Genomic DNA, 16,482 nt, shown 5'->3' with positions numbered 1-16,482 from the left:
ATCACTGTTGTTGAAAAAACTCTTTAAATCTTTTTTCCTGTAAAGTTTGAGCATCTTCTAGCTCTTTCTTATCTTTAGTTTTTAATTCAACATTTAAATCACTCAAACTCTCTTCTAAATATCGTTCTTCTAATTCTTTTAACTTTGTTAATTTATCTCTTATATATGTGATATCTTGATTTTTCTGAATAATATATGGTGTTACGATTATTACTAAATTATTCTTTTTATTAAGATTTGACTCATTTCTAAAGAGTCTGCCAAAAATAGGAACATCTCCTAATACTGGAACTTTTTCTTCTACTATCTCATTTTTATTCTCTATTAATCCACCAATTATAACACTCTCTCCATTACTTAAAATTGCAGTTGTATTTATCTCTTTTTTAAGAGTATCAGGATTACTAACTCCAACTGACCTCACTTTTAAATTTTCCAAAAGCGTATTTATCTCTAAAGTAAGTTTTGTATTACTTGAGACTCTAGGTTTAACTTTTAAAGTTAATCCAATATCTTCTCTTTCATAGTTCGTTCTTTGAGTTCCACCATCTGTGACACTACTTGAAGTTTGCATAGATATTTTTTCTCCAACATAAATAAAGCTCTCTTTATTGTTTATAGCCAAAATAGATGGCTCAGAGACAATATCTAAAGCCCCTTGCTGTTTTAAAAGATTTAAACTAGCTCCTAAGGCAAGTCCTGATTTAAGATTTAGTTTTTTTACATCTATTCCTAAAAGTGTTGCAGCATCTTCAAGACTTTTTGAACCACCATTTAAACTAGTAGATATTGCCATAATTCCATCACTTGAGCTATCTGCTTTTAATATTCCATAAGATAAACCTATTTTATTTACAAGCTCATTCTTTACCTCTATAATTTTTGCTTGTATATAAACCTGCTCTTTTTGTTTATCAATCTCTTTTAAAAGTTCAAAAAATGGTTCTAAAATATCTTTTTGCCCAGTTAAAACAATACTATTTGTCTCTTGAATAAAGCTAATATTTGGTTTTAATCCCTCTTCATAACTATTTCTTTCAATAATACTTTCCAAAATTTTTACTATATTCTCTACTTCAATATTTTTTAACTCATACACTTTTGATATAGAATTTTCTTTTTTTGGTGGTAATTTTTTACCAATTTTTAAAAAATCACCTTTTTGTTCTAAAATATAGTTGTGTTCTTCTAAAATAGTTTTTAAGATAGTAAGAAGTTCATCTTTTTTTACTTTTTTATTTGATACAAAGTTTAAATTTATATCCAAAGGCTCACTTACAAGAATATTTTTATTACTTACTTTTGACACAATATTTACAAATTCATCTAGTTTTAGATTTGTAAAATTTACATCTATATAATCATTTGAGAAGCCCTGTATAGTAAGAATAAAAAGGAAAAAGATATTTAAAAACCATTTCATTAGAAGCCCTTAGAAATAATTTGATAAGTTTTTTTATATTATCTTAATTTCTCGTGGAAGTAAAGATTTTAAAATTTCAAATTCATCTTTTGTAAGAGCAATTGTTATTTCTACACTATTTTGAAACTCTTTATCTATTATTTTTATACCATTTTGATTCAAAATATACTCAAGTTGACCTAAGAAACTATATTCACACTCCAAAATATGATTTTCTAAGTTTTTATACTCAAAAAATTCTGCAATTTTTATAGCTTCATTTAAAGAGCTACTATATGCTCTTACTAATCCACCAGTTCCAAGTTTTATTCCTCCAAAATATCGTACTATTATTGCCGCACTATTTATAATATTTGCTCCACTTAAAACTGTTAAAGTTGGTTTTCCACTTGTTCCTCTTGGCTCTCCATCATCACTACTATTTTCAACAATTTGGGAAAACTCATTTAAATATCTATAAGCATAAACAAAATGCACTGCTTTTGGATGTTCTTGCCTTAATTTTTGCATTGTTTTTTCAAAATCACTGTAAGGAAGTAAAAAAGCTATAAATTTAGATTTTTTTTCATCTAGTATTGCACTAAACTCTTTTTGTACAAATTTCATTTGTGGATTTTATAATATTTGATATAAATCTTAACTTTCGAAATATCTAAAGTTTTAAAATATAAGATTTAAGCTAATGTTGTTATAATTTTTCAAAATTTTATAAAGGTATTTTATGCAAATTTCAAATAATTCAAATAGTATATTAAGTTCAGACCTTTACGATATTTCTACAGATGTTAAGCAAAATAAAGATCGATTTGATATATTTATGGAAAATAGAGATAAAGAGAAAACTGAAAATAAAAAAAGAGAGTCTATTTTAGAAGATATTGAATCTATTTCTAAAACAGGTTTTACAAAAGATGAAATAGAATTAATCAAAAAGAAATTAGAAGAGATTCAAAATAAAAGAGCGGAAAGTGGTTATACTGCACAAAGTATAGAAGAGGATTTAGCAAATAAAAAAGCTGATTTACAACAAGCTATATATGAAGCAACAGGGAAAACTGTAAATTTAGAGAATAATGATTTAAATAATTTAATGACTTCCCAAGAAAATCAAAACAGTAGTTTGAATAAAGCATCAACAGATGAAGAGTTAAGATTAGTAGATAAATTTAAAAAAGAGACTGTTTAAGATATTATTAGATGAGATTAGATTTATACCTGACAAAAAACTTTGATATTCAAAGTAGAAATAAAGCACTTGAACTTATAAAAGCAAATAAAGTAAATATTAATGGCAAAGTTGTATCAAAAGCCTCATTTTTAGTCGATGAAAATATGATTATTGAGTTACTTGAAGAAGATTTTTATGTTTCAAGAGCTGCATATAAACTAAAATATTTTTTGCAAGAGCAAAAAATTGATTTAAAAGATAAAACAGCTCTTGACATTGGAAGTAGTACAGGAGGATTTACACAAATCTTGCTAGAAAATGGTATTAAAAAAGTAATTTGTGTTGATGTTGGAAGTAATCAACTACACGAAAGAGTAAAACATGATAAACGAATTAATTTTTTTGAGAACTGCGATATTAGAGATTTCAAAAGTGATATCTCTTTTGATATTGTAACTTGTGATGTCTCTTTTATCTCTATTTTAAATATTATTGAAGAGATAAACTCTTTAGATTTTAAAGAGATAATAATACTTTTTAAACCACAATTTGAAGTTGGAACTCTTATAAAAAGAGATAAAAAAGGTGTTGTAAAAGATAAAATAGCAATAGAAAAAGCAAAAGACAATTTTAAATCAAAAGCTTTTTCTTTGGGCTGGAAACTAAAATTTAATAGTGTTAGTAAACTTATAGGAAAAGATGGAAATGAAGAAGAGTTCTTCTACTTTTGTAGATAAAAATAGTATAAACTCAATAGCAATTGGTGGATTTGATGGTATGCATATAGCTCATCAAGAGTTATTTAAAAATTTGTGTAAAAATGGTGCAATTATAAGTATAGAAACTGGCTATGCTTCACTCACTCCAAAGAGTTATAGACAAGAGTATACAAAATATCCAATATTTTATTATGATTTAAATGATATAAAAAGTTTAGAAGGATTTGAGTTTATAACTATGCTCAAAAATGATTTTAAAAACTTAAATAAAATTGTTGTTGGTTTTGATTTTTGTTTTGGAAAAAATAGAGCTTACAAAACAGATGATTTAAAAAAAATATTTGAAGGAGAGGTAGTTGTAATACCTGAAATAAAACTAAATGATTTTCCAGTTCACTCACGATATATAAGAGATTTTTTACTAAATGGCGATATAGAAAAAGCAAATAGTTTTTTAGGTAAAGAGTATAAAATTTCTGGAAAACATATAGTTGGTCAAGGCTTAGGAAAAAAAGAGTTTGTAGCAACTATAAATCTAAATGTAAATGAGTTTTTATTGCCACAAAGTGGAGTTTATATCACAACAACTATTGTAGATAATATTGAATACAACTCTGTAAGCTTCTTAGGACATAGAAGCTCGACAGATGGGAATTTTGCAGTTGAAACTCATATTTTAAATCAAAATAACTTAAGTGTAAAAGATAAGAATATAGAGATAAAGTTTTTAAAACAAATAAGAGAAAATAGAAAATTTGATAGCTTTATTGAACTGAAAAATGAGATTTTAAAAGATATAGATATTGCACAAAAATATTTTTATTAATTTTTAGATAGAATATTAGAATGATTGATAAAGTATTTAATAAAACAATTTCAAAACAGTTTGAGTTTGATGAAGAGGTTGCTAGTGTATTTGACGATATGCTAGAGAGGTCTGTTCCTTTTTATAAACAGATGCAAAAGCTCTCAATATCTTTTGCAAATAATTTTTTGAAAGATAATTCATATGTTTATGATTTAGGTTGTTCTACAGCTTCAACATTAATTGAGCTTAGTAAAAATAGTAGTTTTAAGCTAAATTTAGTAGGAATAGATAACTCAAATGCAATGCTAGATCACGCAAGTAAAAAAGCAAATGCTTTTGGTGTTAATATAAAGCTTTTAAATGATGATATTTTTAATGTTGAATTAAAAAATGCAAGTGTTGTTTTTTCAAACTACACTCTACAGTTTATTAGACCTATAAATAGGGAAAAACTAGTAAAAAAGATTTATGATAGTTTAGAAGTTGGTGGAGTTTTTATCTTTAGTGAAAAGCTAGTTTCTCAAGATAGCTTTTTGAATAAGCAGTTTATAGATGAGTATTATAGTTTTAAAAAAGCTCAAGGTTATAGCGAATTTGAGATAGCTCAAAAAAGAGAGGCTTTGGAAAATGTACTTATTCCTTATACTGAAGAGGAAAACAAAAAAATGATAAAAGATGCTGGATTTAAACATTGTGAAACTCTTTTTAGATGGGTAAATTTTGCAACTTTTATAGCAATCAAATAGTAAAAGATTTAAAGGAGAAATATGTTAAAAATTGGCGATATGGCACCTAGTTTTTGTGCTTTTAATCAAGATGAAACAGAGATTTGTCTAAGAGATATTGTTGGAAATTGGATAGTTTTATATTTTTATCCAAAAGATATGACACCAGGGTGTACAACACAAGCATGTGATTTTACAGCAAACTTATATAAATTTGATAATTTAAAAGCAACAATTATTGGTGTAAGCCCAGATAATAGTGAAAAACATAGAAAATTTATAGAAAAATATGATTTAGGAATTACTCTTTTATCAGATGAAAATAAACAAATGTGCCAAGATTATGGAGTTTGGCAACTTAAAAAATTTATGGGAAGAGAGTTTATGGGAGTTATAAGAACAACTTTTATAATAAATCCAAAAGGAGAAATTGCAGCAATTTGGGATAAAGTTAGTGTAAGAAAAACAAAAAGTGTAAAAGGTGAAAAAATAGAGATTTTACATGTTGAAGATGTTAGAGAAAAATTAGAAGAGTTACAATCAAAATATTAGGAAGAAAGATGAAAAAAATGTTTACAAAGTTGGCTTTTGTTGGTGCTATTTTATTTGCTACAAATAGTTTAGCAGTTGAGACAGTTTGTTATAAAAATGGTTTAGATACACCATCACAAATTGAAAGTGCAAAGCTTGATGGTGGTATGTGTGCTGGTAAAGTTACTGTTGGTGAAATGCTAAAAAATGGTTGGCAAATTTTAGATATAAATGTAACAACTGAAAATGGAAAATTAAGCTACTCATACTACTTTTATCAAAATACAAAACAGGGCTTAAGTAGTGGAACTTATGCTTCAAAGTTGGATTATGGGAAAAAAGAGTTCTCTATCTCTCCTATGGCATTTAAAATTGAAAATTTGACAAATAATAAAACAACTATTCAAAAAGGGAATTTACTTGTAGGTCAAAGTGGAATTGTTGTACATATTTATGACAACGATAGAAGACTAATAGTTTCAAATGCAAAAGTAATAAGTTCAAATGAAAACAGCTCTGTTATTGAATATTTTGCATTTGATGACCTAAAACAAAAGGCAATTCCAACAACAAATAGAGTAGTTGAAAAAGGTGATATTTTACTTTTAAACTATATGTATGACCAATCTTTGCTTATAGCTCCTGATTTCAATAACTATAAAGCAGTAAAAGAGGACTTTGCACAAAATAACTTTATACATCCTGATTTATTTGGTGCTGCTTTGAAATTTCAAAATCAACCACTTCCTAGAGTTGAAGATTTTCAAAATTTTGCTATTGAACAAAACTTAGGAACTATCTTTATTGTTCTAAATAGAAAAATTTTTATCTATGATGCAAAAACATTTACTCTTTTAGATAGTTATAGTTTACAAATTGGTTCTTCAAAAAAACAGTTGCCATTTTTTACAAGAGTTGAAGAGATAAAAGGACCACTAATTGACCTTAAAAATATCCCTATCGTATCTGATGTTTTAGGTCTAAATGAAGATGGAATTGATGATTCAAGTTATGATAACTACTACAAACAACTTTTAGGAGTAAAATAGTGATTGATAAAAAACATTTAGATTATTTAACTTCAATAGTTGAGCAAGATAATATTAAAACAGACAAAGCTCATCTAATAGCTTTTTGCTATGATGCAACAAAAAGTCGTTTTGAACCAGATGCTGTTGTTTTTCCACGAAATGAAGAAGAGATAAGCAAAATTTTGAAATATTGTAATGAGCATAAAATTATTATTGTTCCAAGAGGTGCTGGAAGTGGTTTTACTGGTGGTGCATTACCTTCTAATGGTGGAATAATTTTAAGTTTAGAACGACATATGAATAAACTACTTGAGATTGATATGCAAAATATGGTAGCAGTTGTACAACCAGGACTTATAAATATGCAACTTCAAAAAGCAGTGGAAGAAGTTGGTCTATTTTATCCACCAGATCCTGCTAGTGAGGAATACTCAACTTTGGGAGGAAATGTAAGCGAAAATGCTGGTGGTATGAGAGCTGCTAAATATGGTATTACAAAAGATTATGTAGTAGCTTTAAGAGCTGTTTTACCAAATGGAGATATCATAGTTGCAGGGAAAAAAACTATCAAGGATGTTGCTGGTTATAACACTGCTGGTATCTTAATAGCGAGTGAAGGAACTTTAGCAGTTATTACTGAAATCACTTTAAAACTTATTCCAAAACCAAAATTCAAAAAAACATATATGGGAGTATTTCCTAGTGTAAACAGTGCTATGACAGCTGTTTTTAAATCACTTGCAAGTGGAGCAAATCCTGTTGCTATGGAGTTTTTAGATGCACTTGTAATAAAAGCTTTAAAACAAAAATTTCCTCAGATTTCTCTTCCAGAACATGCTGGTGGGATTTTAATAGGTGATGTTGATGGCTCTAGTTTAGCTGATGTTGATGAACAGTTAAATATATTAAAAAACTCTTTTGGTGAAAATGGTTCAATAGATTTTATAGTAGCTCTTGATGAAGAAGAGGGTAAAAAACTCTGGTTCGCAAGAAGAAATGCAAGTCCAGCTACAATGGTTTTTGGAACAAAAAAATTAAATGAAGATATTAGTGTTCCAAGAAGTAAACTTCCTGAAGCTTTAGATGAAATCTATAAAATTGGTGAAAAATATGGTTTCCAAGTACCTTGTTTTGGACATGCAGGAGATGGAAATATTCATGTAAATGTTATGGTAAAAGATAAAAATAACGAAAAAGAGATGTCAGATGGACACAAAGCTATTGAAGAGATTTTCCAGCTTGTTGTTGATATGGGTGGAACTTTAAGTGGTGAACATGGAATTGGTATCTCAAAAGCTCCATTTATGAATATTGCATTTACTGAAGCTGAGATGAATCTATTTAGAAACATAAAAAAAGCTTTTGACCCAAACAATATTTTGAACCCTTTTAAAATGGGATTATAGCTTTGATAAATAGTGAAAAAACTTTACTAAAAAAAAGTATAGAGCTTGTAAATTCATTTTTTAATGATGATACAAGCTACTTTGCTGCTAGTCTTAGTTTTTTTACTATATTCTCAATTTTACCTATTATTGCTCTAGGAATTGCAATAATTTCAAATATTCCAGAATTTGATACTTATCTTGATACTTTTACTAGCTTTTTACTAAACTTTTTAAATCCTACACACTCAAATGATATAGTAAATACTTTGAAGAACTATATATCAAACTCAGATAAACTAGGATTTATTGGAATATTTTATATGCTCTTTGTATATATTATGTTTTTCAAAGATTATGACTATATTGTAAATAAAATCCACCAAACAAATAGAAGAGCTATTTATAAATCATTTTTTATCTATACAATATTTTTTATAGTTTTTCCAGCTATTTTTATAGTTTTGAATCTAATTCTAAACTTTTATGATGGAAATATCTTTAAAGAACTACTTTTTTTTATCTTTACTTGGCTTATATTTTTTGCTCTTTTTAAAGTAAGTGTAAACAAAAAAATATCTACAAAAGCTGCCATTATCTCATCTTTTTTAACTCTTTTAATTTTGAGTATTACAAAAAATCTATTTGTGTATTATGTAGTTTACAATAAAACTTACTCTACAATCTATGGTTCACTTTCTACTTTACTTTTTAGTTTTTTATGGATTTATATATCATGGATTATCTACTTATATGGCTTTAAACTTTGCCATAAATTAAATCTTAGATATTCAAATCATATCGTATAAATCTTCTCTTAGTTTTAGATAAACTTCCGAAAAATTACTACTATTATATGTAGTAACACTATAACAATTTTGACAAAGTAAAATAAGATTTTCTAAATTATAACCACCATTTTGTTCAAAGCTTTTAACCAATACTATATAAGCTCTCTCTATTTTTTGAATTATATGGCCACATCTATTACAACTACCCTCTTCTCTAAAAAAAACAAGCTCTTTTCTTCTACTAAAATCTATTGGTATTCTTTTATTTGGTTGAGAATTTAAACCATATCCATCCCAAAGAAGCTCTTTTTTTACACTTTTCTGAGTTGTTTTTTCCCAAATAAAATCTGAAAATTGTTTTTCAATTTCCCTTATAATAAGTGTTTTTTTTACTTGTTCATTTTGATTATTTGGCTCTTCTTTTATATTTTTATAAACAGATAAATCAAAAACTATATTTGGATGTTCTCTTTTTAGATAACTCTCTACAAGATTGATAAAAATGGTAATTTTGTCAAGTTTCTCTTCCTCTTTTTTTACAAAAATACCTTTTATTTTATCTATCATAACACTTTTTTACTCTTTGCACCTTTTTATATTTGCACCAATTTTTATAAGCTTTCCTTCTAAATCTTCATAACCTCTATCAAGATGATATATTCTATGTATATTTGTCTCACCACTTGCAACTAAAGCTGCAAGAACTAAAGCAGAAGAAGCCCTTAAATCTGTTGCCATTACATCTGTACCACTTAAGGCACCTTTTTCACCAATAATTGTTGCAATATTACCATTTAACTGAATATCTGCCCCTAATCTTGATAGTTCACTCACATGCATAAATCTATTTTCAAAAAGTCTTTCATCTATTGTACTTGTACCTTCAGCTTGTGTTGCTAAAGCCATAAACTGAGCTTGCATATCTGTTGGAAATCCAGGATACTCTGTTGTTATAATATTTACAGGTAAAATTTTTGATGTTGGAAAAATTGTAAGACTATTTTCTCTTACATCTATCTCAAAATTCATCTCTTCAAGTTTTGAAGTAACTGCTTCTAAATGTGTAGGATTTATATCTTTTATAGTTAATTTTTGATTTGAAATAGCTGCTACGCACATGTAAGTTCCAGCTTCAATTCTATCTGGAATTACAGCAAAATCTTTCATTTCTAGTAATTTTCCGCCTGTTCCTTCTATGATTATTTTTGATGTTCCAATCCCCTCTATTTTTACTCCAGCTTCTGCAATAACTTCACATAATTGTACAATTTCTGGCTCTTTTGCTGCATTGATTATAGTTGTAACTCCACTTGCCATAGCAGCTGCCATAACTGTATTTTCTGTTCCACCAACTGTCACTTTATCAAATACTATTTTTGCACCTTTTAGACCATTTGGAGCAGTTGCTTTTATATAACCTTGTAAAATCTCAATATTTGCACCCATAGCTTCCATCGCTTTTAAGTGTAAATCAACAGGTCTTTGACCAATTGCACAACCTCCAGGAAGTGAAACTTCACAGTGTCCAAATCTAGCTAAAAGTGGTCCTAAAACTAAAATAGAGGCTCTCATAGTCTTTACTATATCATATGTTGCTGTTGTATTATCTATAGAACTTGTATCTATTTTTGCACTATTTTGCCCTTTTTCAAAACTACCACCTAACATTTTAATAAGCTTTAAAAAAGTATTTATATCTGCTACATCTGGAAGATTTGATATAGTTACCATGTTTTTTGCCAAGATTGTACTTGCTATCAAAGGAAGAGCTGCATTTTTTGCACCAGAAATTGATATTTCACCACTTAGTTTTTGATTTCCAATAATTTTTAAATAGTCCATAAATTTCCTAAATAATTTTATAAAATAGCTAAGATTTTATCTAATAATTGCTTTAAATCTCTATTTTGCTATACTTTTGCTTTTTTAAAAGGATGATTATTTGGAAGAAAATGTAAATAAAGCTATAAAGTATATGCTTTTAGCCTCTTTTTTATTTGCTCTAATGGGAGTTTCTGCAAAAGAGTTAAGCGATAATTTAAGTACTATTGAAGTTGTATTTTTTAGAAATGTTTTTGGAGTATTTTTTATACTTTTTTCTATCTATAAATCTCCTCTAAAACAGATTGGTGGAAAGTTTTGGCTACTAATTTTTAGAGGAGTTGCTGGTTTTTCTGCCTTGCTATTTTTCTTTTATAATATTGCAAATATTCCTTTGGGAGAAGCTATGACTTTTTCAAAAACCTCTACAATATTTACAGCTCTTTTAGCATATTTCTTCCTAAAAGAGCATATTGGATTTAAAGGTTGGATTGGAGTATTTATAGGGTTTATTGGAATACTTTTTATTGCCCAATTTGATGGAAGCACTCTTAAAAAAACAGACTATTTAGGTATTTTATCAGGTGTTGGAGCAGCTTTGGCATATACAAGCATAAGAGAGCTTAGAAAATTTTATGATAGCCGTGCAATAGTTCTATCTTTTATGGGAGTTGGAACAGTTTTACCCCTACTATTTATGATATTTAGTGAGTTTTATACAAATCCTAATTTAGATTTCATGCTAGGAATATTTATGATGCCAAAGCCTGAAGATTGGATATTTATTATCTTACTTGGAATTTTTTCTACATATGCACAAATTTATATGACAAAGGCCTACTCTTTCGCAAAAGCTGGAATAGTAGGAACTGTTTCATATAGTAATATAGTTTTTTCTATAATTTTGGGGCTTTTTATGGGAGATAGTTTTCCATCTTTTATAGTGCTTTTTGGTATAATCTTAATTGTACTTAGTGGAATAATGGTTAGTAAAAAATGATAAAAGGAATATATTTAATATGATTACAATTATGACAGGACCATGTGTTTTAGAAGATATGGATACAGTTTTAAAAATTGCAGAGAGATTAAAACCTCTTAGTGAAGATAAAAGAGTAGATTTTTACTTTAAAGCTAGTTTTGATAAAGCAAATAGAACAAGCTTAAGCTCTTTTAGAGGTCCAGGACTTGATGAAGGTTTAAAAATATTTGAAAAAATCAAAAAAGAGTTTGGCTACAAAGTAGTTACAGATATTCACGAATCTTATCAAGCTGCACCTGCTGGTGAAATTATGGATATTCTACAAATTCCAGCATTTTTGTGTAGACAGACTGATTTACTAGTAGCTGCTGCTAAAACTCCTGCAAAAATAAATATCAAAAAAGGGCAATTTCTAGCTGCTGATGCTATGAAACACCCTGTTGAAAAAGTTTTAAATACAAGAGGAATAAGTGAAGTAAATTATGAAAATAGTGAAAAAGCTGGAGTTTGGCTTTGTGAAAGAGGAAATACTTTTGGATATGGTGCTTTAGTTGTAGATATGAGAAATCTACTTCTTTTAAGACAATATGCTCCTGTAATTTTTGATGCAACTCATAGTGTGCAAATTCCAAGCACTGGTGGAACAACTGGTGGAAATAGCTCATTTGTTCCATATATGGCAAGAGCTGCTGCTAGTGTTGGGGTTGATGGATTTTTCTTTGAGACACATATCGACCCTAAAGTAGCAAAAAGTGATGGTCCAAATATGCTTCATATTGATACTTTATATAAAACTATAAATGAGATTTTTGCTATTAAAGATGCTTTAGGAAACTAAAGTATAGCTCTATGCCAAATTTCTTGGCATAGAAAAATCTTATAAAAAACTAGCCTTACAAATTTTACTTAAAGGTAAATTTGCTTCAAATATTTTGGCTCTTATATCTTTGTATCCAAAACTTTCTAGCCTTTTTGTATGTTTTTCTAAATATCTATTTGCATTTGTTAAATCTTTGAAATAGTAAATCCCACCAGCAATTTTTTCATCTTTATTTTCAGTCCATATTTTCCATAAAAGACCATCTTCATTTGCTATATCTTTTGCCAAATCTGTAAATGCTTCACTAAACTCTTTTCCAAAAATTCCACTATGTGGGAAATCTACTTGTAAAATATATGCCATTTCTTAATCCTTTTTTGGTTTTTATTATAGTTTAACTAATAAACCTATATTTTAACTCATAAAATAGTTTAAAACTATGTAAATACCTGCTCCCATCAAAGATGTGACAGGTAAAGTAATAGCCCATGCTATTAAAATTGTATTTATAGTTTTTTTCTGAACTCCTCCTTCTGGTTCAGCCACCATTGTTCCAGCAACAGAGCTTGAAACTATATGAGTAGTACTAACAGGAGCATGTGCAAAGTTTGCCAATAAAATTGTAATCATAGCCATAGCTTGTGCAACAGCACCTTGCATATGATTTATTGGTTTTGAACCTATTTTCTCACCAATAGTATGAACAACTCTTTTATATCCTATCATAGTTCCAATACCAAGCATCAAAGCAACTGCAAAAATAACCCAAAATGGTACATATTCAGTAGATGTTATTAACTGTTTTCTTTGATCAGATATATAGTTTGATTTATCATTATCTATTGATTTATATGCTCTTTCAACTTGTCCAAAGAAGTTATCAGAACACAAAACTGCAGTATGGATTTTCCATCTATCACTTTTTGATAGCTCAGAATAAGATTTTAAACCATCTAGTTTATTAGAAATTTCTAGTGTTGTATTGTGTACTTTATTAATATTACACTCTGCAATTTTATTCTCAATCTTCAATGCACTAGTAAGTTGTTTTTTCTCAATAAAGTTTGTAATAGTATCTTTATTATCCGCATAAAATTTTGATAAATTTGCTGCACTATCTCTAGTTTGCATAATTTTATATTGATGAGCTTCCATATTTAAAGCATAATAAGTTGGTAAAATTCCAATCAGAATAATCATAATAAGACCTATTCCTTTTTGCCCATCATTTGAACCATGCGCAAAACTAACTCCTGCTCCTGTTAATATTATTCCTGTTCTCATCCAAAAATTTGGCTTCTTTTTTTTGTCTCCAATAACAGGAGTTTTATAAAATTTTGGATGTTTTATAGTTTTTCTTGAAACTTTCATAAGCAAAAATGCAAAACCAAAACCCAAAAGAGGAGAAAGAGCCAATACTGTCAAAATTCCATAAACAACTTTCCAATTTACACTTTGTGAAAAGGTAAAACCATTTAGCATACCAAATGCAATACTAACTCCAATAATTGAGCCAATCAAAGAGTGAGAGCTTGAAACTGGAAGACCAAAATACCATGTTCCTAAATTCCAAATAACAGCAGAGATTAATAGTGAAAAAATCATCACCAAAGTTGCACTTTGATTTGAAGAGACCATAATATCAAGCGGTAGCAAATGTACAATAACATAAGCAACACCAATTCCACCTAGAAGAACACCTAAAAAGTTCATAATTCCAGCCATGATTACAGAGTATCCAGCTTTCATAGAGTTTGTGTATATTATCATAGCAACTGCATTTGCTGTGTCATGAAATCCATTTATCATTTCATAAAAAAGTGCAATACTTAATGACAAAATCAACAAAGCAATAGTAATTTTATCTATGTTGTTTAAGGCATCCCACAAGACTGACATCGATTTATCCTTATATAAAAAATTTTACTATTATATTCTAGTTTTACTTGGTTATCTTCTTTTTTTAAAAATTATCAAAAACTTATTTTATTAAGAAAAGATTGCAGAACTAGTAAAAGTTTTATAGTTTAACCAAATTTTTATAAATTTTTTTATATAATCCCGTCCTTATTAAAATAAAACAAAGGATTAAAAATGTTAGAGGGTATCTTAAGAGATAGTATAACAAAACCAGCAGTAAAGGCACTAAGAAAAGATGGATATTTAATTGCAAATATCTACGGAAAAGGTCTTGAAAACATTTCTGCAGCATTTAAAAGAAATGAGTATATTAAATATTTAAAAAATAAAACTACTTTAGCTTTTGATGTAAAAGTAGATGGAAAAGTTTTAAGCGTAGTAGTAAAAGAGTATCAAAAAGATGCTATTACTTCTGAGTTACTACATGTTGATTTAATGGTTGCTCAAAAAGGTGTTAGAGCTTCATATTTTATCCCAGTTGCAGTAACTGGAAGTGCAAAAGGTCTTAAAAACAAAGGTCTTTTAATGCTACATACTAGAAGAATTCCAGTTAAATGTACAATTGAGAATTTACCAAATAACATCACTTTAGATGTTACAAATTTAGATACTGGAGATAATATCCTTTTAAGAGATATTACACTTCCAGCAGATGTTGATTGTTATTTAGACCCACGAGTTCCAATCGTTGGCGTAATTAAAGCTAAATAATTAAAAGATATGTATTTAATTGTTGGTCTTGGAAATATTGGTGAAAAATACCAAAATACAAGACACAACATTGGATTTTTAGTCGTAGATTTTATGACTAAAAATCTAAATATAACTTCTATTACTAACTCAAATTTTCAATCAACTCTTTTAAAAGCAGGATATAATCTATTTTCTAAACCAACTACATATATGAATAATTCAGGAGTTGCCGTTCGTGCAATTATGGACTATTACAAAGTTGATTTAGAAAATATTATTATTATTCACGATGATATAGATTTACCTTTTGGAACTGTTAAGTTTAAAATAGGTGGTGGACATGGTGGACACAATGGCTTAAGATCTTTGGATAGTCACATAAGCAAAGATTATATACGAGTTAGAATTGGAATTGGAAAACCGCAAGATAAGGATGATGTTGCAAATTATGTTTTAAGTGATTTTAGTAAAATAGAGTTTGAAGAGTTAAATAAAACAATAATTCCTCATGTAGCTAAAGCAATTAATGCTTTAAAAGAGTCTGATATTGATGAAGTTAAAGCTAAATTTACATTAAAATTGAGATAAAATGAGAATATTAACAAAATATATAATTGAAAAATATCTTAAAAACTTTATTATAATTTTACTATCTTTAGAGATATTTTTTGTAGGAATTGATTTTTTACAAAACTTCAAATCTCTTCCACAATCAGCAAATTTACAACTATTATATATATTTTATAATGGATTTTTTACACTTACTTTAACTCTTCCTTTATCTATAGTTTTTGCTTGGATTACAACTTTAATAATACTTATTAAAAATAATGAATATGTTGCTTTTTACTCTTTAGGAGCAAAGAAAGGAGATATATTTCTTCCTGTATTATCTTTGGGTTTAATCTTCTTATTTATCTTAATCGTACTACAAATGACCCCTTTAGCATACTCTTATGAACAAAAAAAGAAGATTTTGGAAAATGAGTATTTTTCAAGTACAAAGAGTGATATATTTTTGAAATATAATGATAATTTTGTCTATTTCCAAAAACTTTTCCCATTAGAAAAAAAGGCTGAAAATATACATATTTTTAAAATAGATGGGAAAGATGTTATTGAGACTATTGTTGCACAAAAAGCATATTTCCAAAATAACAAATGGTATGTTGTAGATGCAAAAGTTACTACAAAACCAAAAGATATTGATATGAATTCTAAACTCACAATCAGATATGAGAAATTTTTAAATACACTAGATGGTTTTCAACCAAAGATATTAGACAATGTATATGAAGCAAGAAATGAATCATCTTTATTAGATGCTATAAATGCAATGTTTTTACTTGAAAAACAAGGGGTAAATACTTCAAAAATAAGAGGAAATATTTATAATCAGCTATTTGTTCCATTTTTTGTAATTCCTATTCTTTTTTTAGTCTTTGCATATAGCTCTTTAAATAGTAGATTTTTTAGGCTAGGAGCATTTGTATCTTTTGGTATTTTTGGTACTTTGATTATTTGGGGAATTTTCTTCTTTTTATATAAGATTACAAGTTCAGGAGTTTTAAATCCTGAGTTATCTTTATTATTACCAATTGCTATTTGGTTTACTTTGGCATTTTATATTTACAAAATTAAAATAAAAACCATATAGGATTTAAT

General features: G+C 27.9%; 19 protein-coding genes. 13 read left to right on the top strand and 6 right to left on the bottom strand.

Features of this window, described 5'->3' with window-relative positions; genetic code table 11:
- Nucleotide 1 precedes the first annotated feature (1 nt).
- The gene (locus ATR_RS02470) at nucleotides 2-1,423 is read right to left on the bottom strand and encodes a type II secretion system protein GspD (protein WP_115427917.1); all 1,422 of its coding nucleotides are present in this window, start codon (nucleotides 1,421-1,423) and stop codon (nucleotides 2-4) included.
- Between the two features lie 33 nt (nucleotides 1,424-1,456).
- Nucleotides 1,457-2,029 (bottom strand): YigZ family protein, encoded by a 573-nt coding sequence (locus ATR_RS02465; RefSeq protein WP_115427916.1) that lies wholly within the window; start codon nucleotides 2,027-2,029, stop codon nucleotides 1,457-1,459.
- Between the two features lie 115 nt (nucleotides 2,030-2,144).
- On the opposite strand from ATR_RS02465, the gene ATR_RS02460 reads away from it, so the two are divergent.
- Genes ATR_RS02460 through ATR_RS02425 form a run of 8 tightly spaced genes read left to right on the top strand, consistent with a single transcriptional unit; the run spans nucleotide 2,145 to nucleotide 8,599 of the window.
- A complete protein-coding gene (locus tag ATR_RS02460; RefSeq protein WP_115427915.1) occupies nucleotides 2,145-2,609 on the top strand; it encodes a hypothetical protein in 465 nt (154 codons plus the stop codon).
- 11 nt (nucleotides 2,610-2,620) lie between these two features.
- Nucleotides 2,621-3,328, top strand: a complete 708-nt coding sequence (gene tlyA, locus ATR_RS02455; RefSeq protein WP_115427914.1) for a 23S rRNA (cytidine-2'-O)-methyltransferase TlyA — start codon at nucleotides 2,621-2,623, stop codon at nucleotides 3,326-3,328.
- Nucleotides 3,297-4,136, top strand: coding sequence for a bifunctional riboflavin kinase/FAD synthetase (locus ATR_RS02450; protein WP_115427913.1), 840 nt, complete (start codon nucleotides 3,297-3,299; stop codon nucleotides 4,134-4,136). The genes tlyA and ATR_RS02450 overlap by 32 nt, the downstream gene beginning before the upstream one ends.
- A 20-nt stretch (nucleotides 4,137-4,156) precedes the next feature.
- The gene (gene cmoA, locus ATR_RS02445) at nucleotides 4,157-4,864 is read left to right on the top strand and encodes a carboxy-S-adenosyl-L-methionine synthase CmoA (RefSeq protein WP_115427912.1); all 708 of its coding nucleotides are present in this window, start codon (nucleotides 4,157-4,159) and stop codon (nucleotides 4,862-4,864) included.
- 21 nt (nucleotides 4,865-4,885) lie between these two features.
- On the top strand, nucleotides 4,886-5,395 hold the full coding sequence (gene bcp, locus ATR_RS02440; RefSeq protein WP_115427911.1) for a thioredoxin-dependent thiol peroxidase: 510 nt from the start codon (nucleotides 4,886-4,888) through the stop codon (nucleotides 5,393-5,395).
- An 8-nt stretch (nucleotides 5,396-5,403) separates the two neighbouring features.
- On the top strand, nucleotides 5,404-6,423 hold the full coding sequence (locus ATR_RS02435; protein ID WP_115427910.1) for a plasminogen-binding N-terminal domain-containing protein: 1,020 nt from the start codon (nucleotides 5,404-5,406) through the stop codon (nucleotides 6,421-6,423).
- A complete protein-coding gene (locus ATR_RS02430; protein ID WP_115427909.1) occupies nucleotides 6,423-7,811 on the top strand; it encodes an FAD-binding oxidoreductase in 1,389 nt (462 codons plus the stop codon). Before ATR_RS02435 ends, ATR_RS02430 begins: the two co-directional genes overlap by 1 nt.
- 2 nt (nucleotides 7,812-7,813) lie before the next feature.
- Nucleotides 7,814-8,599, top strand: a complete 786-nt coding sequence (locus ATR_RS02425; protein ID WP_179948460.1) for a YihY/virulence factor BrkB family protein — start codon at nucleotides 7,814-7,816, stop codon at nucleotides 8,597-8,599.
- On the opposite strand, the gene ATR_RS02420 is transcribed toward ATR_RS02425, so the two are convergent.
- Nucleotides 8,582-9,148 carry an HNH endonuclease signature motif containing protein gene (locus ATR_RS02420; protein WP_115427907.1) on the bottom strand — a complete coding sequence of 189 codons (567 nt, stop codon included), beginning with the start codon at nucleotides 9,146-9,148 and terminating at the stop codon, nucleotides 8,582-8,584. The two genes, ATR_RS02425 and ATR_RS02420, sit on opposite strands and share 18 nt — an antisense overlap.
- Before the next feature lie 9 nt (nucleotides 9,149-9,157).
- Nucleotides 9,158-10,423: a UDP-N-acetylglucosamine 1-carboxyvinyltransferase gene (murA, locus tag ATR_RS02415; RefSeq protein WP_115427906.1), complete on the bottom strand. Its 1,266-nt coding sequence runs from the start codon at nucleotides 10,421-10,423 to the stop codon at nucleotides 9,158-9,160.
- A 100-nt stretch (nucleotides 10,424-10,523) separates the two neighbouring features.
- Here murA and ATR_RS02410 point away from each other — a divergent pair, with 100 nt between their 5' ends.
- Both ATR_RS02410 and kdsA read left to right on the top strand, forming a co-directional pair.
- Nucleotides 10,524-11,402, top strand: coding sequence for a DMT family transporter (locus tag ATR_RS02410; RefSeq protein WP_115427905.1), 879 nt, complete (start codon nucleotides 10,524-10,526; stop codon nucleotides 11,400-11,402).
- A 19-nt stretch (nucleotides 11,403-11,421) separates the two neighbouring features.
- Nucleotides 11,422-12,222, top strand: a complete 801-nt coding sequence (kdsA, locus tag ATR_RS02405) for a 3-deoxy-8-phosphooctulonate synthase (protein WP_115427904.1) — start codon at nucleotides 11,422-11,424, stop codon at nucleotides 12,220-12,222.
- 39 nt (nucleotides 12,223-12,261) lie between these two features.
- On the opposite strand, the gene ATR_RS02400 is transcribed toward kdsA, so the two are convergent.
- Both ATR_RS02400 and ATR_RS02395 read right to left on the bottom strand, forming a co-directional pair.
- Complete coding sequence (locus ATR_RS02400) at nucleotides 12,262-12,567, bottom strand: monooxygenase (RefSeq protein WP_115427903.1); 306 nt, start codon at nucleotides 12,565-12,567, stop codon at nucleotides 12,262-12,264.
- A gap of 51 nt (nucleotides 12,568-12,618) precedes the next feature.
- On the bottom strand, nucleotides 12,619-14,103 hold the full coding sequence (locus ATR_RS02395) for an inorganic phosphate transporter (protein WP_115427902.1): 1,485 nt from the start codon (nucleotides 14,101-14,103) through the stop codon (nucleotides 12,619-12,621).
- A gap of 195 nt (nucleotides 14,104-14,298) precedes the next feature.
- Between ATR_RS02395 and ATR_RS02390 the strand changes: the two genes are divergently transcribed.
- From ATR_RS02390 to ATR_RS02380, 3 genes are read left to right on the top strand one after another with little or no spacing between them, the layout of a single operon-like run.
- Nucleotides 14,299-14,835, top strand: a complete 537-nt coding sequence (locus ATR_RS02390; protein WP_115427901.1) for a 50S ribosomal protein L25/general stress protein Ctc — start codon at nucleotides 14,299-14,301, stop codon at nucleotides 14,833-14,835.
- Nucleotides 14,836-14,844: 9 nt separating this feature from the next.
- Nucleotides 14,845-15,405 (top strand): aminoacyl-tRNA hydrolase, encoded by a 561-nt coding sequence (pth, locus tag ATR_RS02385; RefSeq protein ID WP_115427900.1) that lies wholly within the window; start codon nucleotides 14,845-14,847, stop codon nucleotides 15,403-15,405.
- A gap of 1 nt (nucleotide 15,406) precedes the next feature.
- On the top strand, nucleotides 15,407-16,474 hold the full coding sequence (locus ATR_RS02380; protein ID WP_115427899.1) for an LptF/LptG family permease: 1,068 nt from the start codon (nucleotides 15,407-15,409) through the stop codon (nucleotides 16,472-16,474).
- Nucleotides 16,475-16,482 lie beyond the last annotated feature (8 nt).

This window comes from Aliarcobacter trophiarum LMG 25534, from assembly GCF_003355515.1.
GTDB lineage: Bacteria > Campylobacterota > Campylobacteria > Campylobacterales > Arcobacteraceae > Aliarcobacter > Aliarcobacter trophiarum.
This window is presented reverse-complemented; position numbering and strand designations above follow the sequence as displayed.

Excerpts from the sequence above, each read along its gene's own strand:
- ATR_RS02470 (WP_115427917.1), bottom strand. The coding sequence starts at position 1,423 with ATGAAATGGTTTTTAAATATCTTTTTCCTTTTTATTCTTACTATACAG.
- ATR_RS02465 (WP_115427916.1), bottom strand. The coding sequence starts at position 2,029 with ATGAAATTTGTACAAAAAGAGTTTAGTGCAATACTAGATGAAAAAAAA.
- ATR_RS02460 (WP_115427915.1), top strand. The coding sequence starts at position 2,145 with ATGCAAATTTCAAATAATTCAAATAGTATATTAAGTTCAGACCTTTAC.
- tlyA (WP_115427914.1), top strand. The coding sequence starts at position 2,621 with ATGAGATTAGATTTATACCTGACAAAAAACTTTGATATTCAAAGTAGA.
- ATR_RS02450 (WP_115427913.1), top strand. The coding sequence starts at position 3,297 with ATGAAGAAGAGTTCTTCTACTTTTGTAGATAAAAATAGTATAAACTCA.
- cmoA (WP_115427912.1), top strand. The coding sequence starts at position 4,157 with ATGATTGATAAAGTATTTAATAAAACAATTTCAAAACAGTTTGAGTTT.
- bcp (WP_115427911.1), top strand. The coding sequence starts at position 4,886 with ATGTTAAAAATTGGCGATATGGCACCTAGTTTTTGTGCTTTTAATCAA.
- ATR_RS02435 (WP_115427910.1), top strand. The coding sequence starts at position 5,404 with ATGAAAAAAATGTTTACAAAGTTGGCTTTTGTTGGTGCTATTTTATTT.
- ATR_RS02420 (WP_115427907.1), bottom strand. The coding sequence starts at position 9,148 with ATGATAGATAAAATAAAAGGTATTTTTGTAAAAAAAGAGGAAGAGAAA.
- murA (WP_115427906.1), bottom strand. The coding sequence starts at position 10,423 with ATGGACTATTTAAAAATTATTGGAAATCAAAAACTAAGTGGTGAAATA.
- kdsA (WP_115427904.1), top strand. The coding sequence starts at position 11,422 with ATGATTACAATTATGACAGGACCATGTGTTTTAGAAGATATGGATACA.
- ATR_RS02400 (WP_115427903.1), bottom strand. The coding sequence starts at position 12,567 with ATGGCATATATTTTACAAGTAGATTTCCCACATAGTGGAATTTTTGGA.
- ATR_RS02395 (WP_115427902.1), bottom strand. The coding sequence starts at position 14,103 with ATGTCAGTCTTGTGGGATGCCTTAAACAACATAGATAAAATTACTATT.
- ATR_RS02390 (WP_115427901.1), top strand. The coding sequence starts at position 14,299 with ATGTTAGAGGGTATCTTAAGAGATAGTATAACAAAACCAGCAGTAAAG.
- pth (WP_115427900.1), top strand. The coding sequence starts at position 14,845 with ATGTATTTAATTGTTGGTCTTGGAAATATTGGTGAAAAATACCAAAAT.
- ATR_RS02380 (WP_115427899.1), top strand. The coding sequence starts at position 15,407 with ATGAGAATATTAACAAAATATATAATTGAAAAATATCTTAAAAACTTT.